At 70.0% G+C, this 22,974-nt stretch carries 25 protein-coding genes and 1 riboswitch; of the genes, 12 read left to right on the top strand and 13 right to left on the bottom strand.

Annotated features, from left to right (window positions below; translation table 11 throughout):
* Positions 1-56: 56 nt before the first annotated feature.
* The 3 genes from ACQE3C_RS07785 (at position 57) to ACQE3C_RS07775 (ending at position 2,538) form a co-directional block, all read left to right on the top strand.
* On the top strand, positions 57-1,655 hold the full coding sequence (locus ACQE3C_RS07785) for an ABC-F family ATP-binding cassette domain-containing protein (protein WP_434538613.1): 1,599 nt from the start codon (positions 57-59) through the stop codon (positions 1,653-1,655).
* A 122-nt stretch (positions 1,656-1,777) separates the two neighbouring features.
* Entirely contained in the window at positions 1,778-2,269 is a 492-nt protein-coding gene (locus ACQE3C_RS07780; protein ID WP_434538612.1) for a helix-turn-helix domain-containing protein, read from the top strand.
* A 113-nt stretch (positions 2,270-2,382) separates the two neighbouring features.
* Positions 2,383-2,538 carry a hypothetical protein gene (locus ACQE3C_RS07775; protein ID WP_434538611.1) on the top strand — a complete coding sequence of 52 codons (156 nt, stop codon included), beginning with the start codon at positions 2,383-2,385 and terminating at the stop codon, positions 2,536-2,538.
* 128 nt (positions 2,539-2,666) lie between these two features.
* Here the strand turns inward: ACQE3C_RS07775 and ACQE3C_RS07770 are convergent, their stop codons facing one another.
* Genes ACQE3C_RS07770 through ACQE3C_RS07760 form a run of 3 tightly spaced genes read right to left on the bottom strand, consistent with a single transcriptional unit; the run spans position 2,667 to position 4,732 of the window.
* On the bottom strand, positions 2,667-3,455 hold the full coding sequence (locus tag ACQE3C_RS07770) for a methyltransferase domain-containing protein (protein WP_434538610.1): 789 nt from the start codon (positions 3,453-3,455) through the stop codon (positions 2,667-2,669).
* Entirely contained in the window at positions 3,452-4,309 is an 858-nt protein-coding gene (locus tag ACQE3C_RS07765; protein ID WP_434538609.1) for an SURF1 family cytochrome oxidase biogenesis protein, read from the bottom strand. The genes ACQE3C_RS07770 and ACQE3C_RS07765 overlap by 4 nt, the downstream gene beginning before the upstream one ends.
* 42 nt (positions 4,310-4,351) lie before the next feature.
* Positions 4,352-4,732, bottom strand: coding sequence for a DUF3099 domain-containing protein (locus ACQE3C_RS07760; RefSeq protein ID WP_434538608.1), 381 nt, complete (start codon positions 4,730-4,732; stop codon positions 4,352-4,354).
* Between the two features lie 86 nt (positions 4,733-4,818).
* Between ACQE3C_RS07760 and ACQE3C_RS07755 the strand changes: the two genes are divergently transcribed.
* Both ACQE3C_RS07755 and fabI read left to right on the top strand, forming a co-directional pair.
* Complete coding sequence (locus ACQE3C_RS07755) at positions 4,819-5,547, top strand: beta-ketoacyl-ACP reductase (protein WP_434538607.1); 729 nt, start codon at positions 4,819-4,821, stop codon at positions 5,545-5,547.
* Positions 5,548-5,617: 70 nt separating this feature from the next.
* A complete protein-coding gene (gene fabI / locus ACQE3C_RS07750; RefSeq protein WP_434538606.1) occupies positions 5,618-6,388 on the top strand; it encodes an enoyl-ACP reductase FabI in 771 nt (256 codons plus the stop codon).
* Between the two features lie 45 nt (positions 6,389-6,433).
* Here fabI and ACQE3C_RS07745 read toward each other — a convergent pair whose 3' ends face one another.
* The 3 genes from ACQE3C_RS07745 to ACQE3C_RS07735 are packed head-to-tail and all read right to left on the bottom strand — an operon-like array spanning position 6,434 to position 7,742.
* Entirely contained in the window at positions 6,434-6,892 is a 459-nt protein-coding gene (locus ACQE3C_RS07745; RefSeq protein ID WP_434538605.1) for a glycoside hydrolase family 2 TIM barrel-domain containing protein, read from the bottom strand.
* The gene (locus ACQE3C_RS07740; RefSeq protein WP_434538604.1) at positions 6,874-7,278 is read right to left on the bottom strand and encodes a glycoside hydrolase family 2 TIM barrel-domain containing protein; all 405 of its coding nucleotides are present in this window, start codon (positions 7,276-7,278) and stop codon (positions 6,874-6,876) included. The genes ACQE3C_RS07745 and ACQE3C_RS07740 overlap by 19 nt, the downstream gene beginning before the upstream one ends.
* Positions 7,275-7,742, bottom strand: coding sequence for a sugar-binding domain-containing protein (locus tag ACQE3C_RS07735; RefSeq protein ID WP_434538603.1), 468 nt, complete (start codon positions 7,740-7,742; stop codon positions 7,275-7,277). Before ACQE3C_RS07735 ends, ACQE3C_RS07740 begins: the two co-directional genes overlap by 4 nt.
* A gap of 219 nt (positions 7,743-7,961) precedes the next feature.
* Between ACQE3C_RS07735 and ACQE3C_RS07730 the strand changes: the two genes are divergently transcribed.
* Positions 7,962-8,981: a LacI family DNA-binding transcriptional regulator gene (locus ACQE3C_RS07730; RefSeq protein ID WP_434538602.1), complete on the top strand. Its 1,020-nt coding sequence runs from the start codon at positions 7,962-7,964 to the stop codon at positions 8,979-8,981.
* Here ACQE3C_RS07730 and ribH read toward each other — a convergent pair.
* The 5 genes from ribH to ACQE3C_RS07705 all read right to left on the bottom strand — a co-directional run bounded on the left by ribH (position 8,965) and on the right by ACQE3C_RS07705 (position 13,381).
* Positions 8,965-9,453 carry a 6,7-dimethyl-8-ribityllumazine synthase gene (gene ribH, locus ACQE3C_RS07725; protein ID WP_434538601.1) on the bottom strand — a complete coding sequence of 163 codons (489 nt, stop codon included), beginning with the start codon at positions 9,451-9,453 and terminating at the stop codon, positions 8,965-8,967. The two genes, ACQE3C_RS07730 and ribH, sit on opposite strands and share 17 nt — an antisense overlap.
* Position 9,454: 1 nt before the next feature.
* Positions 9,455-10,108, bottom strand: a complete 654-nt coding sequence (locus ACQE3C_RS07720; protein WP_434538600.1) for a GTP cyclohydrolase II — start codon at positions 10,106-10,108, stop codon at positions 9,455-9,457.
* A complete protein-coding gene (locus tag ACQE3C_RS07715) occupies positions 10,105-10,782 on the bottom strand; it encodes a riboflavin synthase (protein ID WP_434538599.1) in 678 nt (225 codons plus the stop codon). The genes ACQE3C_RS07720 and ACQE3C_RS07715 overlap by 4 nt, the downstream gene beginning before the upstream one ends.
* Positions 10,782-11,864, bottom strand: a complete 1,083-nt coding sequence (ribD, locus tag ACQE3C_RS07710) for a bifunctional diaminohydroxyphosphoribosylaminopyrimidine deaminase/5-amino-6-(5-phosphoribosylamino)uracil reductase RibD (RefSeq protein ID WP_434538704.1) — start codon at positions 11,862-11,864, stop codon at positions 10,782-10,784. Before ribD ends, ACQE3C_RS07715 begins: the two co-directional genes overlap by 1 nt.
* Positions 11,865-11,967: 103 nt before the next feature.
* Positions 11,968-12,097, bottom strand: a riboswitch (FMN riboswitch).
* A gap of 27 nt (positions 12,098-12,124) precedes the next feature.
* Positions 12,125-13,381 carry a lactate racemase domain-containing protein gene (locus ACQE3C_RS07705; RefSeq protein WP_434538598.1) on the bottom strand — a complete coding sequence of 419 codons (1,257 nt, stop codon included), beginning with the start codon at positions 13,379-13,381 and terminating at the stop codon, positions 12,125-12,127.
* A gap of 189 nt (positions 13,382-13,570) precedes the next feature.
* Here ACQE3C_RS07705 and uxaC point away from each other — a divergent pair, with 189 nt between their 5' ends.
* Genes uxaC through ACQE3C_RS07690 form a run of 3 tightly spaced genes read left to right on the top strand, consistent with a single transcriptional unit; the run spans position 13,571 to position 17,890 of the window.
* On the top strand, positions 13,571-14,986 hold the full coding sequence (gene uxaC, locus ACQE3C_RS07700) for a glucuronate isomerase (protein WP_434538597.1): 1,416 nt from the start codon (positions 13,571-13,573) through the stop codon (positions 14,984-14,986).
* Entirely contained in the window at positions 14,983-16,359 is a 1,377-nt protein-coding gene (locus ACQE3C_RS07695) for a mannitol dehydrogenase family protein (RefSeq protein WP_434538596.1), read from the top strand. Before uxaC ends, ACQE3C_RS07695 begins: the two co-directional genes overlap by 4 nt.
* Positions 16,360-16,363: 4 nt before the next feature.
* The gene (locus ACQE3C_RS07690; protein ID WP_434538595.1) at positions 16,364-17,890 is read left to right on the top strand and encodes a gluconokinase; all 1,527 of its coding nucleotides are present in this window, start codon (positions 16,364-16,366) and stop codon (positions 17,888-17,890) included.
* Between the two features lie 35 nt (positions 17,891-17,925).
* Here the strand turns inward: ACQE3C_RS07690 and ACQE3C_RS07685 are convergent, their stop codons facing one another.
* Positions 17,926-18,684, bottom strand: coding sequence for a hypothetical protein (locus ACQE3C_RS07685; protein WP_434538594.1), 759 nt, complete (start codon positions 18,682-18,684; stop codon positions 17,926-17,928).
* A gap of 63 nt (positions 18,685-18,747) precedes the next feature.
* Between ACQE3C_RS07685 and ACQE3C_RS07680 the strand changes: the two genes are divergently transcribed.
* Genes ACQE3C_RS07680 through ACQE3C_RS07670 form a run of 3 tightly spaced genes read left to right on the top strand, consistent with a single transcriptional unit; the run spans position 18,748 to position 21,490 of the window.
* On the top strand, positions 18,748-19,638 hold the full coding sequence (locus tag ACQE3C_RS07680; protein ID WP_434538593.1) for an ABC transporter ATP-binding protein: 891 nt from the start codon (positions 18,748-18,750) through the stop codon (positions 19,636-19,638).
* 13 nt (positions 19,639-19,651) lie between these two features.
* Positions 19,652-20,158, top strand: coding sequence for an NfeD family protein (locus ACQE3C_RS07675; protein WP_434538592.1), 507 nt, complete (start codon positions 19,652-19,654; stop codon positions 20,156-20,158).
* Positions 20,159-20,167: 9 nt separating this feature from the next.
* Complete coding sequence (locus tag ACQE3C_RS07670; protein WP_434538591.1) at positions 20,168-21,490, top strand: SPFH domain-containing protein; 1,323 nt, start codon at positions 20,168-20,170, stop codon at positions 21,488-21,490.
* Between the two features lie 205 nt (positions 21,491-21,695).
* Here the strand turns inward: ACQE3C_RS07670 and ACQE3C_RS07665 are convergent, their stop codons facing one another.
* On the bottom strand, positions 21,696-22,967 hold the full coding sequence (locus tag ACQE3C_RS07665; RefSeq protein WP_434538590.1) for a citrate synthase: 1,272 nt from the start codon (positions 22,965-22,967) through the stop codon (positions 21,696-21,698).
* Between the last annotated feature and the right edge of the window lie 7 nt (positions 22,968-22,974).

Genomic DNA, 22,974 nt, shown 5'->3' with positions numbered 1-22,974 from the left:
GTGCCCTGCGCGAACTGGTTTGGCTGGGGCCCGCTGAGGGCGGACAATGGTTCATCGTGCTGCAAGTCAAGGATCTCGAAGTCACCGTCGGTGCCCGTACGTTGTTGATGCCGACCTCGTTCCAGGTGCTGCCCGGTGACAAGGTGGGCCTGGTCGGCCGCAACGGCGCCGGCAAGACCACGATGACGCGGATCCTGGCCGGGGAGGGGCAGCCGTCGGGTGGCCTCGTCACCCGCACCGGCAAGCTCGGCTACCTGCCGCAGGACCCGCGCGACGGGAACCTCGACGTCACCGCCCGCGACCGGATCCTGTCCTCTCGCGGCCTCGACCAGGTGCTGGCCCGGTTGCGCCGCTACGAACACGAGATGGCCGAGGCGAGCGGTGAGCGCCGCCAGAAGGCCATGGACGCCTACGCCCGCGCCGAGGCTGAACACGTCGCGGCCGGCGGCTACGGCGCCGAGTCGGAAGCAGCCCGGATCTGCGCCAACCTCGGCCTGCCCGACCGGGTGCTCGACCAGCCGGTCCGCCAGCTCTCCGGTGGCCAGCGCCGCCGCGTCGAGCTGGCCCGCATCCTGTTCTCGGGCTCCGACACCCTGCTGCTGGACGAACCCACCAACCACCTCGACGCCGACTCGATCACCTGGCTGCGCACCTACCTGCAGGGCTACCCCGGCGGCGTCCTGATGATCAGCCACGACACCGACCTGCTGGCCGCCACCGTCACCAAGGTCTTCCACCTCGACGCCAACCGCTCCGAACTCGACATCTACTCCATGGACTGGAAGCGCTACCTGCAGCAGCGTGAGACCGACGAGAAGCGACGCCGCCGTGAACGCATCAACGCCGAGAAGAAGGCCGACCAGCTGATGGCCCAGGCCGACAAGATGCGCGCCAAGGCCACCAAGGCCGTCGCCGCCCAGAACATGGCCCGCCGCGCCGAACGGCTGCTGCAGGGCATCGAGGGTGAGCGGGTGCAGGACAAGGTCGCCAACATCAACTTCCCGACTCCGGCCCCCTGCGGCAAGACCCCCCTGATGGCCGAGGGCCTCTCCAAGACCTACGGCTCGCTCGAGGTGTTCACCGGCGTCGACCTGGCCATCGACCGGGGCTCCCAGGTGGTCATCCTCGGGCTCAACGGGGCGGGCAAGACCACCCTGCTGCGCATCCTGGCCGGCGCCGAACAGTCCGACACCGGCCGGGTCATTCCCGGGCACGGGCTCAAGCTCGGCTACTTCGCCCAGGAACACGACCTGCTCGACATGAACGTCAGCGTGCTCGAGAACATGACTCGGGCGGCGGCCGACCTGAACGCCACCGAATGCCGCAAGATCCTGGGCCAGTTCCTGTTCACCGGCGACGACGTCGACAAGCCCACCCGGGTGCTGTCCGGTGGTGAGAAGACCCGACTGTCCCTGGCCACCCTGGTCGTCTCTGCCGCCAACGTGCTGCTGCTGGACGAGCCCACCAACAACCTCGACCCGGTCAGCCGTGAGCAGGTGCTCGACGCCATCCGCACCTACCAGGGTGCCGTCATCCTGGTCACCCACGACGAGGGGGCCGTCGAAGCCCTGGAACCCGACCGGGTGCTGCTGCTGCCCGACGGCGTCGAAGACCTGTGGAGCCAGGACTACGCCGACCTGATCGCCCTGGCCTGACCCCGCACCGGCCTGACCCCGCAACTGCGGGTGATCACGCCGCACCCGGGTTGCACGGGCGCAGCGGCGCTCGCGTAGTCTGTGCAGGGACTTCCGCCGACGCCGACCGAGGAGCCCGAGCCATGACAGTGATCGCTGGTGCCCGCATCACCGGTGAGGCCCGGGCCGAGATGGCCCAGTGGGTGGCCCGCCGCTACCTGGCGGGGGAGGCGATCCGGCCGATCGCGGCAGACCTGGGACGCAGCTACGGATTCGTCCAGCAGTTGCTCGTCGAAGCCGAGGTGCCGCTGCGACGCCGCGGGGGAGACACCCGCAGCCCGGCCGCCCGCAGCCGGTTCGAGCAGACCGCCGCCCGGGTCGCCGAGGTGCTGGCCGACCAGGGTGCACCCGCAGGGGGCAAGAAGTCCAAGGCCAAGAAGAAGGCCAAGGCCAAGGCGGCGAACGGCAAGAGGACCAGGCTGGACGAGAGCACCTCGTCCGCGTCGAAGAAGACGAAGGCCAAGAACGAGAAGGCCGGCAAGAAGGCCAAGCCCGACAAGGACAAGTCGGCCAAGGCCGCGCCGAAGAAGGCCGCTGACAAGCAGAAGAAGGACAAGGGCAAGAAGAACCGCTGAGGCCCGGCACCGCTCGGTCATTGAGTGTTCAATGGATGTCCGGATCGATCTCGTGACGCGCGGAGAGCCTTCTCGCGACGACGGTCGTCCCCGTACCTCGAGCAGAACCCCTCATGCCCAAGGACCTCAAGCTGCTGCCGATGTTCGGCCACACCCGTGGCAACCGCTCCGCTGCCACCTGCCACTTCAAGTGCGGCACCGGCGACCTCGACCACCGCCTACTTCTCCGGCTTCCCGGTGACCACGCCCCGGTGACCACGCCCCGGTGACCAGCCCGGCCCCGACCTCGTCGGCGCCCAGCACCACCCCGGTCAAGCCCCCGGCCCTGCCGGACACCGGCGCCTGATCCTGGCCAAGCCTGACGGGGCGCCACCCCCACCCGGGGGTGGCGCCCCGTTCAGTTCAGCTGCCAGGTGCTGACGTGCACGTCGACGCCGACCCTGCCGGGGGACGTGCTGCCATGCTCGTGCAGCGCATTGGGGCCCATCCCGACCAGGGCGGTCATCGCCGCCGCGTCCAGGTCGAGGACGAAGGCGACCCGCTGTTCGTCGACCCGGGTGAACAGCGGCTCCAGCGCCCGCTGCAGCCGCTCGTCCTTGTCGGGGTGGATGTCGATCAGGCCGAACCGTTCCCGGGCCTCGGCCAGGTGCCCGGAGTTGGGGGTGACGGTGACCAGTCGCCCGCCCGGCCCCAGCACCCGGGCGAACTCGGCGGGGTTGCGCGGCGCGAACACCGACAACACCACGTCGAACCACTCGTCGTGCAGCGGCAGCGGCTGCCAGGCATCGGCGACCACCGCCTGCAGGCGGGGGTGAGCCCGGGTGGAACGGCGGGCGGCGGCCGGCGAGATGTCCAGCCCCAGCCCCTCGGCCTCCGGCAGCGCGTCGAGGACCGCCGACAGGTAGGACCCGGTGCCGACCCCGACCTCGAGCACCCTCGATGCCCCGGTGCAGGCAGCCACCACGGCGTCGACGATGGGTTGGTAGTGGCCGGCCCCCAGGAACTGCTGGCGCTGGTCGAGCATCTCGGCGGTGTCGGCATTGGCCCCGGCAGCACGACCCAGCAGGTTCAGGTAGCCCTGCCGGGCCAGGTCGAAACGGTGCCCCGAACCGCAGCCCGCCACCCGGTCCTGCACGCCCAACGGGAGCCGGCACAGCGGGCAGACCAGCGCATCGAAACCGCTCATTCCCCGGAGTCCTCGCGGGGGTCCTCGCCGCCGAGCTGCTCGTCGTCGGACTGGTCGTCGTCGGACTGCTCGTCGGGGGCCGCCCCACCCCCGGCGGAGGTGCGCCCGGCCAACTCCTCGCGCAGCGCCTGGGCGCGCTCCCGGCGACGCCGACGCTCCCTCAGGTCGGCGCGCACCAGCAGCACACACCCGATCACCGCCACCGCCGTGAACAGGAACCACTGGATGGCATAGGACAGGTGCGGGCCCTCATCGGTCTCGGGCAGGCCCACCGGGGTGAGGCCGGTGGTCGGCGGCTCACTGCTGATCAGCTGGATGTAACCGTCGGCCAGGGGCAGGTCCAGTTCGGTGGCGATCGCCGGCGCGTTGATCAGCCGCACCGACCCCTGGACCGGGACGGTCGCGCTGTCCTTGCCGCGCTCGTTGCGGCGCACGAACCCCTCCACGGTGACTTCACCACCGGGGGGAGCCCCGGCCTCGAGGACTGTGCCGGCGTCGCGGGGGGTGAAGCCCCGGTTGACGAGCACCATGCCACCGTCGGCGGTCTGGATTGGCACCACCCATTCGCTGCCTGCCTCACCGCCGACGTTGCGGTAGCGCACCTCGAGCTGGTGCTGGGGAAGGTAGGTGCCGGTGATGGTGACCCGCTGCCACTGCTCGTCCTCTTCGACGGTGTCACCGAAAACCTGTCGCCAGTCGACCACGGGCTTGGCCTGGTTGGCGAGCACCGCGGCGTTGCGGTCGCGGCGCTGGTCGAGGCGGTGCAACTGCCACTCACCCAGCTGGACGAAGGTCACCGCCAGGGCCGTGACGAACAAGACCAGCACCACCCACCGGATCCACAGCTTCTTCACCCCATGAGCCTATCGGCTGGTCGGTGGGGGACCGTCCGGCGGTCAGCCGGGCTGCGGGGGGTCGTCGGTCGCCGACGGGTCCTCGTCAGCGACCACCTCACCCTTGATGATCTCGGCCCCCGACGTCAGCGCCAACCGCGGGTCGGGCTCCTCGCTGATGGGTGGTGGTTGGTGGTGGTCGAGGGCGTTGGCGAACATCACCGCGAGCACCGGCAGCACCGCCGCCGCCAGCAGCGGCACCAACTTCCAGACCCCCGGCACGAAGAAGATCAGGACGAACGACAGTGTCCGGATCGCCATCGCGATCGCATAGTTGCGCCGGCGGCGATTCAGGTCCTCGGTGCGGCTCTCGGCGACCTGGGTCACCACGACCACCCGCTGGGATGACCGGCGGAAGCCCTGGCCATCACTGGATGAACTCACCTTTGCAGGATTCCACACAAATCCAAACCGGGACACTGTGCGTTCGGCGCAGGCGAGCCGCGGCACGGTTGGGTAGGTTCACAGGTGTGAGTGAAACCAGCACATCCCCCAACCAGGCCGGCCGTGTCGCGCTCGTCACCGGAGCCAACAAGGGCATCGGCGCCAGCATCGCCAGCCACCTGCTCGAGCAGGGGTACCGCGTGGCGGGCACCTTCCGCAGCGGCGAGGTGCCCCCGGGTGTCTTCGGGGTGCGCTGTGACATCACCGATGCCGAGCAGGTCGACGCCGCCTTCGCCGATGTGGAGGGCGAACTGGGCCCGGTCGAGGTGCTGGTCGCCAACGCCGGCATCACCAAGGACGGGCTGCTGATGCGCATGGGTGAGGACGACTTCGCCAGCGTCATCGACACCAACCTGACCGGCTCCTTCCGGGTGGTCCAGCGCGCCACCCGCGCCATGATGAAGCAGCGCTACGGCCGCATCGTGCTGATCTCTTCGGTGGTGGCGCTGCTCGGCTCACCCGGGCAGGTCAACTACGCCGCCTCCAAGGCCGGACTGGTCGGCATCGCCCGCTCTCTCAGCCGTGAGCTCGGCAGCCGCAACATCACCTGCAATGTGGTCGCGCCCGGGTTCATCGAGACCGACATGACCGCGGTGCTGCCCGAGGACACCATCAAGGGCTACCAGGCCCGCATCCCCGCCGGACGACTGGGCCAGGTCGACGACGTCGCCCAGGCAGTCGCCTTCCTGGCCGAGGCCGGCTACATCACCGGTGCCGTGATCCCCGTCGACGGCGGCCTCGGCATGGGCCACTGACGAGCCCGCTCCACACCCTCCCCGCGCGACACCGCGCACACGACACACGGACGAGAACGAAGGACCACACATGGGAATCCTCGAGGGCAAGAACATCCTGGTGGCAGGCGTCACCCACAACACCTCCATCGCCTACGAGGCGGCGCGGATCGCGCAGCAGGAGGGCGCCACCGTGCTGGTCAGCAACTTCGGCCGGGCGCTGAGCCTGACCCGGCGCGTGGTGCAGAAGCTCGACCCGGTGCCGCCGGTGCTGGAACTCGACGTCACTGACGCCGACCACCTGGCCGCCCTGCCCGACGCGGTGCGTGAGCACGTCGACCACCTCGACGGCGTCGTGCACTCCATCGCCTTCGCCAATCCCGAGACTGCCCTGGGCGGCAAGTTCCTCGAGACCGGCTGGGACGACGTGGCCACCTCGCTGCACGTCTCCGCCTATTCCCTGGCAAGCCTCACCATGGCCTGCAAGCCGCTGTTCGGCGAGTCCGCCAGCGTCGTGGGCCTCACCTTCGACGGTTCGGTCACCTGGCCCAGCTACGACTGGATGGGGGTCTCCAAGGCAGCGCTGGAGTCGACCAGCCGCTACCTGGCGCGCTACCTGGGCAAGCAGGGCATCCGCTCCAACATCGTCTCGGCCGGCCCCCTGCAGACCATCGCGAAGAAGGCCATCCCCGGGGCGTCCAGCTTCGACGACGTGTGGGCCGAACGTGCCCCGCTGGGCTGGGACCCCACCGACACCACCCCGACCGCGAAGGCTGTCGTGGCGCTGCTGTCCGACTGGTTCCCCGCGACCACCGGCGAGGTCGTCCACGTCGACGGCGGGCTGCACTCGACCGGCGCCTGAGCCCTTCGACCGGCGCCCGGCCCGTCGGCCGGGCCCGGTCATCCGTCAGCCCCTCTCGCCGGTCCAGCGGCGACCCAGCAGGTGGGCGGCCAGCTTCGGCTGGCGCTCCCGGGTGAAGGCACCCTTCTTGTTGCCGCCCACCCGCATGATGCCGCCGGTGGTGGCGAAGTCGGCGAAGTTCCACATCTGCTCGCCGACCACCTCGTCGAACTCGTCGAAGATCCGGTGCTGCACCTCCAGGTAGTCGACCTGGTACTCCTCGCTCCATGGTTCGGCGGGCAGCTGGTGCAGGCCGGGGTAGGTGGCGGCCCCGTACTCGGTGAAGATGATCGGCTTGCCCTCGCCCGCCCAGCCGGCGGTCTCGGCGCGCATCGCGACCTCGGCGTTGGCCAGGTCAGCGGTCTGCACGTACCAGCCGTAGTAGCGGTTCAGCATGATCACCTCGCCGAACTGGCTCACCCGGCACTGGCCGTGCGGGGCCAGCATCACGTTGACGAACCCCACCGGACGAGTGGGGTCGGTCTGTGTTTGCCGATGGTGACGTGGTCCTCGTGCATGCCGAACCCCTTGAAGTGGAACGGCTCACCGTTGATCAGGAACTGCGTACCGCGCACCTCGACGGTCCGCACCCCGACCGCCTGGTGGAAGGAGTCGACCACGTCGTCGCCGTCGACCACCTGCACCTCCAGGTCGTACAGGTAGGCGTCCAGCGGGCGCCACGGCCGCACATCGGCCACCGTCAGTTCGCCCCGGTGCCCCTCCGCGGTGGCCACCTCGATGCCGTCCTCGTCGCGCAGCACCACCCGCACCCCCAGGCCCTCGGCGGCCCGGGTGTCCACGGTGTAGCCGACAGTGCCCACGCCCTCGTCCAAGCCGGTGTCCACCGTCACGTCGCTGAGGTGCGCCTTCGGGATCGAGTGCAACCACACCGGACGATGGATCCCTGCGTAGTTGAAGAAGTCGTGCCAGTATCCTGGCGGGGGCCGGCCGGGGTGTCCTCGACCACACCCGGGGGCACGGACTGGAAGTTCAGCGAGTTGTTCATACAGATCGTCAACCGGACGAGTTGGCCCGGGTCCACGACGTCGGTCAGGTCGGCCTCGAAGGGGAGGTAGCCGCCCTCGTGGCTGACCACTTCGGCCTCGTCCACCCACACGGTCGCACGGTGGGTGGCCGACTCGACGTACAGCGCGATGCGCTGCTCGTCCCAGCCGCGCGGCACCCGCACCGTGGTCTGGTACCAGATGTCGCCGAAGTACTCACGAGTCGCGGTGTCGGTCACCAGGTCGTTGAAACTCGCCGGGACCGGCATCTTGCGCGCATCCGCCAGCGCTCCGGCGAACCACCTGCTCACGCCCCACGCCGTCGGGGTCGAGGCGGAAGTCCCACATGCCACTGAGGGTTCTTGCGTTCACGGGTCGAGCTGTCCTGGGGACGCAGCATCGGGGGATCCCTTCGTTGGATGCAGGTGACATCCGCAGGTAAGCCGCCGCAAGTCGCGACACTACCGGGTTTGAGGACTTTGTCACACCCCCGCCCATACATGCGACGTGGTGTCGCCTAGCATGACGGCGTGAGCAATGATGCTTTCGGGCCTGCGGTAACCATTTATGACGTGGCCGTCGCAGCCGGCGTGAGCCCCTCCACCGTCAGCCGGACCTTCGCCAGGCCCGGACGTGTGAGTGCCCGAACAGCAGCCCGCATCCGCGCCGTCGCCCAGGACCTCGGCTACCGCACCGAAACGATCGAGGCGCCCCCCACCCTGCCCTCGACGAAGCGCGCCATCGGGCTGTCGGTCTCGGATGTGACCAACCCCTTCTACTTCGGGATCATCCGCGGCGCCGAGGCGGCCGCCGCCGAACACGGCTACTCGGTGCTGCTGATCGATGCCCAGGAGGACGAGGAGATCGAACGCCGCAACATGGGCCGGGCGATGCCGTTGATCGACGCGATGATGGTGGCCAGCTCACGCATCTCGGACACGCACCTGCGCCAGCTCGGCAAACAGATGCCGGTGGTGGTGCTCAACCGCGACGTGCAGGGGATGCCCAGCATCATCACCGACAACGAACGCGGGATGCGTCGGGCGGTGGAGCACCTGGCCGAACTCGGCCACACCCACTTGTGGTACGTCGCCGGGCCGGAAGCGAGCTGGGCGGACGGGGTGCGCTGGCGGGCCATGCGGGAAGCCTCCATCGAGCTGGTGCTCACGTCGCACCGGATCGGGCCCTTCCACCCCAACATGCGCGAGGGCCACAAGATCGCCGACGAACTGCTGGCCCGCGGTGCGAAGGCGGTGGTCTGCTACAACGACCTGATGGCCTTCGGGCTGCTGCAGGCGCTGCGCGACCGCTGGGTGCGGGTACCCGAGCAGATGAGCATCATCGGCTTCGACAACGCCTTCGGCGCCGAACTGGTCACGCCGCAGCTGACCACCGTGGCCGCCCCGCTGGCGCGGCTGGGTGCGCTGGGGATCTCCAACCTGATCGGGCTGATCAAGGGCGCCACCTGGCGTTCCCAGGCGCCGGTCGTGATGCCGGTGTTGCTGAAGGTGCGCGCGTCGACCGGACCCCCGGCTACCGAGCGTCGGTGAGCCCGGCCAGCGCCCGCTCGACCGCCGACAGGGTCATCAGCACTGCCTCGACCGCCTGGGCGCCCTTGTCCTCGCTGGAACCTTCCAGTCCCGCCCGGTCCAGGGCCTGGGCCTCGTCATCACAGGTCAGGACGCCGAACCCGACCGGCTTGCCGGTGTTGATCGCCACCTGCGTCAGCCCGTGGGTCGCGGCCTGGCAGACGTAGTCGAAGTGCGGGGTGTCGCCCCGGATCACCACCCCCAGGGCCACCAGGGCGTCGAAGTGGTCGGCGAGCCGGGCGCAGGCCACCGGCAGCTCGAACGAGCCGGGCACCCGCACCAGGGTGACGTCGTCGACACCGGCGCGGGCCAGCGACTGCTGGGCGCCGTTGATCAGCCCGTCCATGATCGTGGTGTGCCACTGCGAGGCGACGATCGCGATGCGGCGACCGGCGCCCTCGGGGGACAGGATGGGGATTCCGGGGTTGACCATGTCAGGCCTCCATCTGGTCGAGCAGGATGCGGTGGCGCATCCGGTCACGTTTGGTCTGCAGGTAGAACTCGTTGTCGGGGTTCGGCGGGATCTCCACCGACTCGACCTGGTCGATGACGATGCCGGCGGCGCGCAGGGCCTCGACTTTCGCCGGGTTGTTGGTCAGCAGCGCAATCCGGTCGATGCCGAGGTCGGCGAGCATGGCCACCGCGGCACCGTACTCACGGGCATCCACCGGCAGGCCCAGCTCGAGCTGGGCATCGACGGTGTCCACGCCCTGGTCCTGCAGGGCGTAGGCCTGCAGCTTGGCTGCCAGCCCCACCCCGCGGCCCTCATGCCCCCGCAGGTAGATCACCGCACCACCCCGCTCGGCCACCTCCTGCATGGAACGCTGCAGCTGCGGGCCGCAGTCGCAGCGCAGTGACCCGAACACGTCACCGGTCAGGCACTCGGAATGCATCCTGACCAGCGGCGTCGACAGCCGGGTGCCCTCCAGGCCACCGGGGCTGACCAGCGCGACATGTTCGGCGCCGGTGAGCAGGTCGCGGTAGACATGGGCGGTGAAGGTGCCGTGCTCGGTGGGCATCCGGGTGGTCGCGCAGTGCTCGACCCGGTCGGGGTCGGTGACGATGCTCAGTTCCAGCGGCGCGGTCATCGTTGGGGCTCCAGTCCTTCGCGGGGGGTGACCCCCTGCACCCCCACGGGTAGTCCTTCTTCGCGGGCCAGCATGCGTTCGACGTACTTGGCCAGCACGTCCACCTCGAGGTTGACCACCTGGCCGACCCGGGCCGTGCCCAGGATCGTCCCGGCCAGCGTGGTGGGGATCAGCGAGACCGTGAACCACGCCTGCTCGGCGCCGGGCTCACTGGTCGAGGCCACCGTCAGCGAGACCCCGTCGAGCGAGATCGACCCCTTCTCGACGACGTAGCGGCTCAGGGCCGGGTCGAGGCTGACCTTCACGACCTGCCACTTCTCGCCGGGGACGATCTCGATGATCCGGCCGGTGCCGTCGACATGGCCCTGCACGATGTGCCCGCTGAACCTGCCGGTGGCCGGCATCGCTCGTTCCAGGTTGACCGGGGAGCCCACCTGCAGCCCACCCAGGCTTGACCGGTCCAGGGTCTCGGCCATGACATCCACGCTGAAGGCCCGGCCGTCGTGGCCCTCAACCAGGTCGACCACGGTGAGGCACACCCCGTTGACACAGATCGAGTCGCCCGGAGCGGCGTCACTGGTGACCAGTGGGCCGGTCACGGCCAGGACTGCGGAGCGGGCCTGCTGCTCGATGGTGAGCACCGTGCCCACCTCCTCGACGATTCCGGTGAACATCAGTCGGCCTCCTGCAGGTCGGTGGAGTGGGCAACGCCGCTCGGACGGCGAATCTCGCTCGGACGGGGAATCTCGGTCGGACGGGGAGCAAGGGTGAGCCGGACGTCGTCGTCCAGCCGGGTGACGTCGACCAGGCTGAACCGGTGGGCCTGGTCGATGGTGCCGACGCCGAGGTCGGCCACCGCCTGGGCGCCGGCCCCCAGCAGGGCGCCGGCGAGGTAGGCGATGACCTCGTCGACCAGCCCGGCGCGCAGGAAGGCGGCGGCCAGCACCGGGCCACCCTCCAGCCAAACCTCGTGGATGCCGCGGGCATGGCAGGCCGCCAGCACCTCGGCAGGGTCATGGCTGCGCACCTGCAACGTTTCGACCGACCCGTCCAGCAGGTTGGCGGTGGGCGGCAGGTCACGCCGACCCACCACGACCCGCAGGGGCTGGCGCAGCGGCGGGGGGTCGGTGCGGACCGTCAGGCGGGGGTTGTCGGCCAGGGCGGTGCCGGTGCCCACCACCACCGCACCGAAACCGTCGCGCAGCCGGTGCACGTCGGCGCGGGCCGCCCCACCGGTGATCCACTGGCTGGTGCCGTCGGCGGCGGCGCTGCGCCCGTCGAGGGTCGAGGCGAACTTCCAGGTCACCCGCGGTCGGCCGTGGCGCACCGAGAACGACCAGCCCCGGTTCAGGGCTTCGGCCTGCTCGGCGAGCAGGCCACCGGCCACCTCGATACCGGCCTGCCGCAGGGTGCTCGCCCCGCCGGCAGCGACCGGGTTGGGGTCGGGCTGGGCGTAGACCACCCGGCTGACGCCGGCCTCGATCAACGCCAGCGCGCAGGCAGCGGTTCGTCCGGTGTGGTTGCACGGCTCGAGGGAGACGTAGGCGGTGGCACCCCGCGCATCACCGGCGGCGCGCAGGGCCTCGACCTCGGCGTGCGGGGTGCCGGCACCGTGGTGCCAGCCCTCACCGAGCAGCACCTGGTCGCGCACGATGACCGCACCGACGCGCGGGTTCGGGTCGGGGGCGGGGGAGCGGGTGGCCAGCTCGAGGGCGCGACGCAGCCAGCATTCGTCGTCGGGGTGACCCGCGGTCATCATCGCCCTCCCTCGTCCTGTCGGCGTGTAACACGACGGACTCCGGGTTGACGGAACGGCTACAGGTGCCATGCCTTCGGGGCACACCCCAAGGTGCGTCCCGTTCGTGCTGCCTCCCCTCCGGACTTTCACCGTCGGTCCTGGAGTTCCACCAGGTCAACCACCCCAGCGAATGCGGGTGGGTCGCGGACTGTTACCGCCGGTTCGGAATTGCACCGACCCCGGAGCACGTACCTGCAGGCTATCACCTGACCCGGCTATCACCTGACCCGGTAGAGCACCTCCCCGGCATTGGGGACGACGAAGGTATCGGGGGCGGCCTCGAAGGCGGCGATGTCGACCTCGGCAGGGTCCAGGTAACCCAGGTTGATCGACTCGCACACCTCCCGGGGGATCTGCGTGGCCAGGGTCACCTTGACCCGCAGCTTCTCCTCACCGGTCTCGGCGTTGTAGGTGCCCTTGCCGCGCAGGTGGGTGGAATGGGCCAGCACCCCCCAGTGGACGTCCTTGAACTTGTCCCACTGCTTCACGAAGTAGTCGCGGCAGTGGTAGCCGACCTCGTGGATCTCGTGGTGGGTCTCCGAGACCTCGGTGACGTGCGGGGCGTAGATGATCACTTCACCGCCGTCGGCCACCGCCGGCTCCAGCTTGTAGAACCCCTTGGCAGCGGTCCAGATGTCCTCATAGCGCTCAGCCATGATCGACAGCACCCGGGTGAACGGCTTCTCGACGTACTTCACGTGGGTCTCGGCGGCGATCGCCGCCGCCTTTGCCCACGAGTCCTCGGCAGTGCCCCAGGCGGCCGCCTCGATCAGGCCGCTGCCCGACTCGACGACCAGGCACAGCGCCAGCCGCTGGGTCGGGATCAGCGCAGCACCCTCGTTGATCATGGCCCGCACGGGGGTGATGCCGGTCGTGCCGATGATCTCGTAGCTGGTGATCAGCGCCCCGACCCAGTGGGTCATGTCGATGAACTCCTGCGAGGCCACCCCGGGGATGAAGTACTTGTTGCCGCCCGAGATGCCGACCACCTCGTGCGGGAAGACCGGGCCCACCACGATCGCCACGTCGGACTCGACCACGTGCCGGTTGATCAGGATGTTCGCGCCCACGTCGAGGCGTCCCTCGGACAACTCCGAGATCCGCTCACCGGGAATGTGGCCGACGTTGACCAGCATGTCGGGGTCGGCCCACTCGTGGTTGACGACAGCCATCCCCGGGTAGGTCTCTTCGGGGTCACCGCCGACCATCCGGGCGATCTCGTCGGGTTCCATGTAGGAGTGGGTGCCCAGGGCGATCACGGCGGTCAGCTTCGCCACCTTGTCGACCAGGTGGCGGTGCAGCAGCCCCAGCACCAGCGGCAGCGGGCAACTGCGGGTGCCGTCGGGGATCACCAGGACGACATCCTTGCCGTCCAGGTCGGCCCCGGCGAGGCTCTTCTGGATGAACGCGTCCAGCTGGTCGTCGATGACATGCTGGTCCGGCCCGCCGATCAGGTCGGCTTCAATCTGGGTCACGGCAACTCCTCATCTGGTCGATCCCCCCATTCCACGCCGCCCCCGCAGCCTGCGCAACCACTTGCCGCGAGTTGCCGTACCCGGGTCGGGCCCGGGCAGGACCCCGAAACAGCGGCTCGTCCGGGTCAGGACTGGCAACCGATGGCAACCCGTTGCCGCAGCCGCGGCCGGGCAACCACAGTGGGACTCATGACCACGACGTCACTGCGGCTGTACCCCGACCGGCTGTTCCCGGCCGACGAGCGCACCCGCGCCGTGGCCCGACGGCTGCACGCCTCGGTCGCCGACCTGCCGATCATCTCGCCCCACTCGCACGTGCCCGCCCAGTGGATCGCCGAGGACATCAGCTTCGACGACCCGGCCGCACTGCTGATCACCCCCGACCACTACGTCACCCGGCTGATGCACGCCAACGGGGTGCCGCTGCACGAACTGGGCGTGGGGCAGGGCCGCCTCGACGAACCGGCCGCACGGCGCGCCTTCGCCCACCTGTGCGAGCACTGGGCCGACTTCCGCGGCACCCCGGTGCGCTACTGGCTCGAGAACCAGTTCGTCGAGATGTTCGGGATCACCGAGAAGCCGAGCCGCGAGTCCGCCGACCGGCTCTACGACACCATCGCCGCCTGGCTGGCCGACCCCGCCAACTCGGCGCGCCGCCTGATGGAACGTTTCGACATCGCCGTGCTGGCCACCACCGACGCCCCCTGTGACGACCTCACCCACCACGCGGCGCTGCGGTCGGACGGCAGCTTCACCCGCCGGGTCGTGCCCACCTTCCGCCCCGACAAGTACCTGGAGGCCGCCCACCCCGGCTGGGCCTCCCTGGTGCAGCGGCTCGGTGAGACCAGCGGGGTGCCGGTGGACGACCTGCCCGGCTTCCTGGCCGCACTGCAGGACCGCCGCGCCTACTTCCAGCAGCACGGCGCAGTGTCAGCCGACCACTCCCACGCCGACCTGGGCACCACCCGCCTTGACGAGGACGAGGCCAACCGGCTCTACCAGCTCGGCCTCAGCGGCAGCATCACCACCGAACAGGCCACCGCACTGCGCCGCCACCTGGTCTGGCACCAGGTACGGATGGCCTGCGAGGACGGCCTGACCATGACCCTGCACCCGGCGGTGGCCCGCGACCACCACCGGCCAAGCTTCGAACGCTACGGCGCCGACATCGGCGCCGACATCCCGATCAGCGTCGAGGTGACCCGCGCGCTGCAACCCGCCCTGGAGTCCTTCGGCACCCACCCGAACCTGACTCTCGTCCTGTTCACCCTCGACGAGACCGTGTTCAGCCGCGAGATCGCACCGCTGGCCGGGTTCTACCCCAGCGTGTACGCAGGCGTGCCCTGGTGGTTCCTCGACGCCCCCGACGCGATCAAGCGCTACCGCCGCGCGGTCACCGAGACGGCAGGTTTCACCCGCACCTCGGGGTTCATCGACGACACCCGAGCGTTCTGCTCCATTCCCACCCGCCATGACATGTCCCGCCGGCTCGACGCCTGCCACCTGGCAGACCTGGTCGTTGAACACCGGTTGGACGAGGACGAAGCACTCGAGACCATCCACTCCCTGGTGGTCGACAACCCCCGAAAGGTGTTCCAGCTGTGAACGATTCACTCCCCACCCTGTCGCGTGCCGCCGGCGACGGACGTCCCGCCGCCCCCGTCCGCATCGTCCACCTCGGCCTGGGGAACTTCTTCCGGGCCCACCAGGCCTGGTACACCGAACACGCCCCCGACGCCGACCAGTGGGGCATCGCCGCCTTCTGCGGTCGCTCCACCACCCTGGCCGACCAGCTCGGGCCCCAGGACGGCCTCTACACCCTGCTCGTGCGCGCCGACGACGGCGACCAGCCGCAGGTGATCAGCTCGGTCTCGGCCGTCCACGCCGGCACCGACCTCGAGGCCTGGCTCGACTACTGGCGTGCTCCCGAACTCGCCGTGGTGACCCTGACGGTCACCGAGGCCGGCTACCTGCGTGGCGCCGACGGCGGCATCGACCTGACCAACCCGACCGTGGTCGCCGACCGGGAGGCACTGGCCGCCGGGAACCTGGCTGACGTCCGCACCGCTCCCGGCAAACTGGTCGCCGGCATGATCGCCCGCCGCGACGCCGGCGGTGGCCCCGTCGCGGTGCTGTCCTGCGACAACCTGCCCGACAACGGGGGAGTGGCCGGCCGGGTCACCCTCAGCCTCGCCGAGGCCGTCGACCCCGCCCTGCTCGACCTGGTCCACCAGCACAGCTTCGTCACCTCCATGGTCGACCGGATCACCCCCCGCACCACCGACGCCGAGATCGCCGCGGTCACCGAACAGACCGGCCGCACCGACGCCGCCCCGGTGGTCACCGAACCGTTCACCGAATGGGTCGTCGCCGGCGACTTCCCCGCGGGTCGTCCGGGTTGGGATGCCAACTTCGTCGACGATGTCGAACCCTTCGAACAGCGCAAGCTGTGGCTGCTCAACGGCTCGCACACGCTGATGGCCTACGCCGCGCCCGCCCGCGGCCACGAGGTGGTCTCCGAGGCCATCACCGACCCGGTGGTGCGTGACTGGGTCGAACAGTGGTGGGACGAGGCCGCCCGCCACCTGTCGGTGCCCGAGTCGGACATCGTCGCCTACCGGGCCGCGCTGGTCAGCCGCTTCGAGAACCGCCAGATCCGCCACCTGCTGGCCCAGATCGCCGCCGACGGATCCCAGAAGGTGCCGGTGCGGCTGCTGCCCGCCCTGCGCGCCGAACGGGCCGCCGGCCGTGACGGACGCGGGGCAGCCCGCGGTGTCGCCGCCTGGATCCGCCACCTGCAGGGCCACACCACCCCCATCACCGATGCCGCTGCCCCGCCCTACGTCGATGCCGCCACCACCGGAACCCCCGAGGAGGCCGTGACCGGAGTGCTGCGGCTGCTCGGGGCCGACCTGGCTGACGACGCCGAACTGGTGGCCCTCGTGGTGGCACTGGTGGAGGAACTTGGGCAAGGATGAGGCCATGCAACAGGGGGACTCAGCGCCATCGCAGGTGATCATCGGCCTCGATGTCGGCACCACCGCCGTCAAGGCCACCGCACACCCCATCGGGGGTGGCCGGGCCATCACGGTCCGCCGCGAGTTCCCCCTGTTGCGCCCTGCTCCCGGGCGTGAGGAGCAGGACCCCGACCAGATCGTCGACGCGGTGCTGGCCGCGCTGGCAGACCTGGCCCAGCAGCTCGACGGTACACCGGTGCTGGCGATCTCGTGCAGTGCGGCCATGCACGGACTGGTCGGCCTGGACGCCGACCACCGTCCGGTGACCCCACTGGTGACCTGGGCCGACTCCCGCTCCACCGATGAGTGCGCCGCCCTGTACGAGTCGAGCCAGGCCTTCGACGTGCACCACCTGTCGGGCGTCCCGGTGCACCCGATGTCACCGCTGACCAAGCTGATGTGGTTCGCCCGGCACGACCCCCAGGCCAGGGTGCGCTGGTGGGTGGGGCTGAAGGACTACGTCGTCTGGCACCTCACCGGCCGGCTCACCAGTGAGGTCAACAGTGCCTCGGCGAGCGGGCTATTGGCCATGCACACCCGGCAGTGGGACGAGGGTCTGCTCGAACTGGCCGGCATCACCGCCGACCAGCTCGCCGACGTCCACGAAATCACCGACACCCTGCCGTTGGGCGCTGCTGCCGCCGGGCGCTGCGGCCTGCCCGCCGGGCTGCCGGTGGTGCTCGGGGCCGGCGACGGGCCGCTGGCCAACATCGGGGTGGGGGCGCTCGTCCCCGGTGTGGGTGGGCTCACCCTGGGCAACAGCGGTGCCGTGCGCACCTTCGTCGACGAACCCGGCGTGGACGACCGCGGCACCCTGTTCTGCCTGGCGCTGACGCCGGGCAGCTGGGTGGTCGGCGGGCCGCTGTCCAACGGCGGCGGGGTGATCAGCTGGCTGCTCGACCTGCTGGGCTTCGACCTGCTCACCGAGGGCCCCGACCGCAGTTTCGCCGACCTGTTCGAGCTGGCCGGGCGAGTACCGCCCGGCAGTGAGGGCCTGGTGATGGTGCCCTACCTGATCGCCGAGCGGGCCCCCCTGTGGGACCCGTCGCTGCACGGCACCCTGATGGGGCTGCAGCGACACCACGGGCGTGGCCACCTGGTCAGGGCTGCCATGGAGGGCGTGGCCATGCAGTTCGCCGGCATCACCGACGCCCTGGGCCAGGTCAGCCCGGTGACCTCCGTGCACGCCAGTGGTGGTGCGTTCCGGTCTGCCGTCTGGGCCCACATCATCGCCTCGGTGCTGGGTCGTCCGCTGACCGTGGTGGGCAGCGACGGCAGCGCGAGCCTCGGGGCGGCGGCGCTGGGCCTGCTCGCCGTGGGTCGCGCCACCACGCTGGACGAGGGGCTGGGCCTGCTGCGGCCCGGGGTGGACCAGGGCGAGGTGGTCGCCACCGACCCCCAGGAGGTGGAGCTCTACCGGCGGCTGCGGGCCGATGTCCCGCAACTGCTCGAGGACCAGCTGCAGCTGGCCGCTGCCTTCCCGCGCCGCTGACCCGCGCCCATTGCTGGCCGACGCCCGCTGCGGGTTCAGACCATCAGGTGGGTGGGCCACGACACGGCTGCCTGCACGGCATCCAGCGCGGCGGCGCGCAGCGATGCCAGCGCTCCCGAGCGGCTGGTCACCGCGTGGGAATGCGGCAGTTCCGCCTCCCAGCGGTGTGCTGCCTCAACGACCGCCAGCACCGTCATGGCCTGGTCGAGCAGCACTTGGCTGCTCGCCGGGTAGCTGCCGCCCAGCTGCACTGTCGCCGCCGGGTCGGGGCGTCGCCCGGCCGCCACCGCCATCGCCTCCAGGGCAGCGGTGGAGGCGGCCATCACCTGGGCCAACTGGCGCCCGGCCTCGGTGGGCGTGGCAGGCGACAGCGGGCGCTCCGCCCCGGACAGCACCAGGCTGAGCACCTCCTCGTCCACCGACTCCTCCTCGGGAATGGCCGCCGCGGCCTGCCAGGCCAGCAGCCCGTCGTGACGCAGCACCACCGCCACCGCCCCCAACTCCGGTTCCGGCACCGACGCCAGCGCTGACTGGTTCAACGCGGCCGGGCCACGCAGCCCACCGAGTCGTCCGGGTGTCACCAGTGCCAGCACCCACCCGCCCGGCCCCGGCAACCTCGGCATCTGCGCCATCGCCAGCCGCAGGGTCGGGTGGTGACCGAGCCCCAGGCGCTGTTCGGGGTCCTCGACCAGGTGCACCTGACCGGCCAGCGCATGCTCGGCCTCCGACGGGTTCACGCGGCCGGCGTCCATCGAGTTCAGCAGCACCGCCAGCCGTGGCAGCAGCAAAGTCACGCACCCCAGCCTATGCCGCGGGCCGCGGCAGCCCGGTGGCGGTGATTGTGTAGGTTGGGAGCCATGAGCTCAGTGGTGGAACTCGCCGGTGTCGACGTCGTCCGGGGTGGCGCGAAACTGTTGGACGACATCACCTGGCAGGTCGCCGAAGGTGAACGCTGGGTGGTCATCGGGCCCAACGGCGCCGGCAAGACGACCCTGATGCAGGTGCTGGCCGCGCAGCTGCACCCGACCAGCGGCCTGGTCGGGCTGCTGGACGAACTGCTGGGTGCCGTCGACGTGTTCGAGCTGCGGCCCCGCATCGGCGTCTCCTCGGCCGCGATCCAGGACCGGATTCCCCGCGGTGAGCGCGTCGACGACGTGGTCATGTCAGCCAGCTACGCCGTGATGGGGCGTTGGCGTGAGGACTACGACCCGATGGACGTGGAACGCGCCCAGGGCCTGCTGCGCCAGTTGCGGGTCGACCACCTCGCGGCACGCACCTTCGGCACCCTGTCCGAGGGGGAGCGCAAGCGGGTGCAGATCGCCCGCGCGCTGATGACCGACCCCGAGCTGCTGCTGCTGGACGAACCCGGCGCCGGCCTCGACCTGACCGGCCGCGAATCGCTGGTCAGCACGCTCAGCGAGATCTGCCTGGACGAAGAGGCCCCGGCCACGGTGCTGGTCACCCATCACATCGAAGAGATCCCCGAGGGCATCACCCACGCGCTGCTGCTGCGCCAGGGCCGTGTCGTCGCCTCCGGCCCGATCAGCGAGGTGCTCACCGACGAAAACCTGAGCGCCACCTTCGACCTGCCGCTGAAGGTCGGCCACGAGGACGGTCGCTGGACCGCGCGGGCCGTGCGCAACAGCGCCCCGGCCAGGGCAGACGTCCCCCAGGTGGGAGTTGCCGCGGTGGGGGAGAATGGGGTTGCGGCCCCCATGACCACCGACGGCCTGAGGGTGCCGCAGTAGGCGGGAGCACGTCATGGACTTCGGGGAGTGGATCAGGGAGAACCTGTGGGCCGGCTGGTTCGGCCTGGGGCTGGTACTGGGCACCGCCGAGATGCTCACCCTGGACATGACCTTGCTGATGCTGGCCGGCGGCGCGGTCGCCGGCGGGCTGACCGCACTGGTGCTGCCCGGGTTCATCGTCGTCCAGGTGCTGGTGGCGCTGGTCGTCTCGGTGCTGCTGTTGCTGCTGGCCCGCCCGACCCTGCTGGAACGAGTCCGCAAGGCCCCGGGCTACCGCAACTCGTTGAACCAGCTCGTCGGGGCCCAGGCCACCGCCACCGCCGAGATCACCGATGACGGTGGCGAGGTGAAGGTCGAGGGACAGGTCTGGAACGCCAAACTCGTCGTCCCCGGCCGGGTCGCGTTCGGCCAGAAGGTCGAGGTGCAGGAGGTCAACGGCACCACCTTGATGGTCTACCCGTTGGAGGCCCCACCACCTGACCTGGACCACGGCGGGTCCGACCCCATGCTTGGCCACTAGGAGGCTGCCATGCAGATCATCATCATCGCCGTACTCGTCGTGTTCGTGATCATCGCGCTCTCGCAGAGCCTGAAGATCATCAGCCAGCAGCGGATCGGGCTGGTGGAACGCCTCGGCAAGTACCGGCGCCCACTCGAACCGGGGCCACACCTGGTCATCCCGATCTTCGACCGCGTGCGCTACACCCTCGACATGCGCGAGCAAGTGGTGCCCTTCCCACCGCAGGGGGTGATCACCGAGGACAACCTGATGGTCAACATCGACTCGGTGATCTACTTCCAGATCGTCGACCCGGTGCGGGCGGCCTACGAGGCGCAGAGCTACCGCGCCGCCATCGAACAGCTGACCATGACCACCCTGCGCAACATCATCGGCGGCATGGACCTGGAGGCGGCACTCACCTCACGTGAGGAGATCAACGCCCGCCTGCGGGCCGTGCTCGACGAAGCCACCGGCAAGTGGGGCATCAAGGTCAACCGGGTCGAGCTGCGCGCCATCGAACCGCCGCCGACCATCCGTGACGCGATGGAGATGAGCGCGCGTGCCGAGCGTGAGAAGCGCGCCAAGGTGCTGCTCGCCGAGGGCCAACGGCAGGCCCAGATCCTGTCCGCCGGCGGCGACCGGGAGTCGGCGATCCTGCGGGCCCAGGGTGAGCGGGAGGCGACCGTGCTGCGTGCCCAGGCCGAACGTCAGGCCCAGATGCTGAAGGCCGAGGGTGAGGCGCAGGCCATCACCACCGTCTTCGGGGCCATCCACGCCGGCCGTCCCAGCCAGGGGTTGCTGGCCTACCAGTACCTGCAGATGCTGCCCACCCTCGCCCAGGGTGACTCGAACAAGATGTGGATCGTGCCCAGCGAACTCAACGACGCCCTCAAAGGCCTCGGCCAGGTCATGGGCGGTGAGTCCGGTGGCGCCCCCCGGCTGGCCGGGGAGGAACCCACGGGCGAGTTCAGCGCCCCCGAACGGGTCGACGTGTTCGCCGAGATCGAGGAACAGAAGCAGCGTGAAAAGGCTGATTCGGACGCGGCGGTCGAGAAGGCCATCGCCGAGGCCCGCGCGCTCGAGGGTGGTGGCATCGGGACCAAGCCGAAGTCGTCGAAGGGCCGGGCGTCACTTCCCGCGGTGAACCCGGCTGGGCAGCCGGCCCTGGAGGGCCAGCAGGCACCCTCGGATGCCGGGCAGGCCTATGGTTCACCCTTCGAGGCCACCGAGGGACAGGCGCATGCCGCGTCGGCCCCGAACCAGGCCTGGGACACCAGCGGACGGCCGTCCACCGACTGGCATGCGTCCCAGCCCGGCGCACACCCCGAGCCGATCGACCCCACCCAGTAGGTCGAGGGGTGGTTGGGGCCCGCTCAACCCCGACCTGCATTCTTTGCGTGAGTGCAAGGAATACACCTCGTCCGGGTCTGGCGGGGTGTATTCGTTGCTGCGGCGCAAGGATTGCAGGTCGGACGGGGCTGCGCGGGGACAGCGGACGACGGTGTCGGCGACAGACGACCCCCGGCGCCCGCAGCGCCGGGGGTCGTCCGGGGTCTCAGCGCTCGTCGGCGGCGATGAACTGCCGGTTGCGGTGGCCGGTGTAGACCTGCTTCGGGCGGGTGATCCGCTGCTGGGGGTCGGTGATGCCCTCGAGCCATTGGGCGGCCCAGCCGGAGGTGCGCGGTACGGCGAACAGCACGGTGAACATCTCCGGCGGGAACTTCAGCGCCTCGTAGATCAGGCCGGAGTAGAAGTCCACGTTGGGGTAGAGGCGACGCTTGATGAAGTACTCGTCCTCCAGGGCGTACTTCTCGAGCTCGAGGGCGACCTGCAGCAGCGGGTTGACCCCGGTGACCTCGAAGACGTCTTCGCAGGCGCGCTTGATGATGCGGGCGCGGGGGTCGTAGTTCTTGTAGACGCGGTGGCCGAAGCCCATCAGCCGGGCCCCGCCGTTCTTCACGCCCTCGACGAACTCGGGCACCCGGTCGACGCTGCCGATCTCTCCGAGCATCTTCAGCACCGCCTCGTTGGCGCCGCCGTGCAGCGGGCCGAACAGGGCGCCGATGCCGGCACCGACGGAGGTGTAAACGTCATTGCCGGCCGAGGCGACCGCACGAACCGCGTTGGTGGAGCAGTTCTGCTCGTGGTCGGCGTGCAGGATGAACAGGATTTCCAGGGCGCGGGTCACCCGCGGGTCGGCCCGGTAGACCAACTGCTGGCTCTGGAACAGCATGGCCAGGAAGTTGTCGACGTAGCCCAGTTCGTCGTTGGGGTAGACGTAGTGGCGTCCGATCGAGTGCCGGTAGGCCCAGGCGGCCATGGTCGGGATCTTGGCCAGCAGCCGCACGATGTTGCGCTCACGCGCTTCGGGGTCGTCGATCTGGCGGGCGCTGGGGTAGAAGGTGTGCATCGAGGCCACGCCGCTCATCAGCTTGGCCATCGGGTGGGCGTCGTAGCGGTAGGACTGGATGATGCTGCGCACGTTCTCGTGGACGAAGCGGTGGTTGTTGACCCGGTTCTCCCAGGCGGTCAACTGCTCGGGGGTGGGCAACTCGCCGTAGAGCAGCAGGTAGGCCACCTCCAGGTGGGTGGCGTTGGCAGCCAATTGCTCGATCGGGTAACCGCGGTACTCCAGGATGCCGGCGTCACCATCGATGTAGGTGATGGCGCTGCGGCAGCTGGCGGTGTTGACCAGGCCGGGGTCGTAGCTGGCCAGCGGCCCCTGATCGGTGGCGACCTGCCGCAGGTCGGTGGCGCGGATGGCGCCATCGGTCACGGTCAGCTCGACGGTGGTCTCAGGACTGGTGAGCTTGAGGGATTCTGGCATGGACACA

The organism is Aestuariimicrobium sp. Y1814, from assembly GCF_050113895.1.
GTDB lineage: Bacteria > Actinomycetota > Actinomycetes > Propionibacteriales > Propionibacteriaceae > Aestuariimicrobium.
Note: the sequence above shows the minus strand (reverse complement) of the source record. Positions and strands in the feature narration are given on the sequence as shown.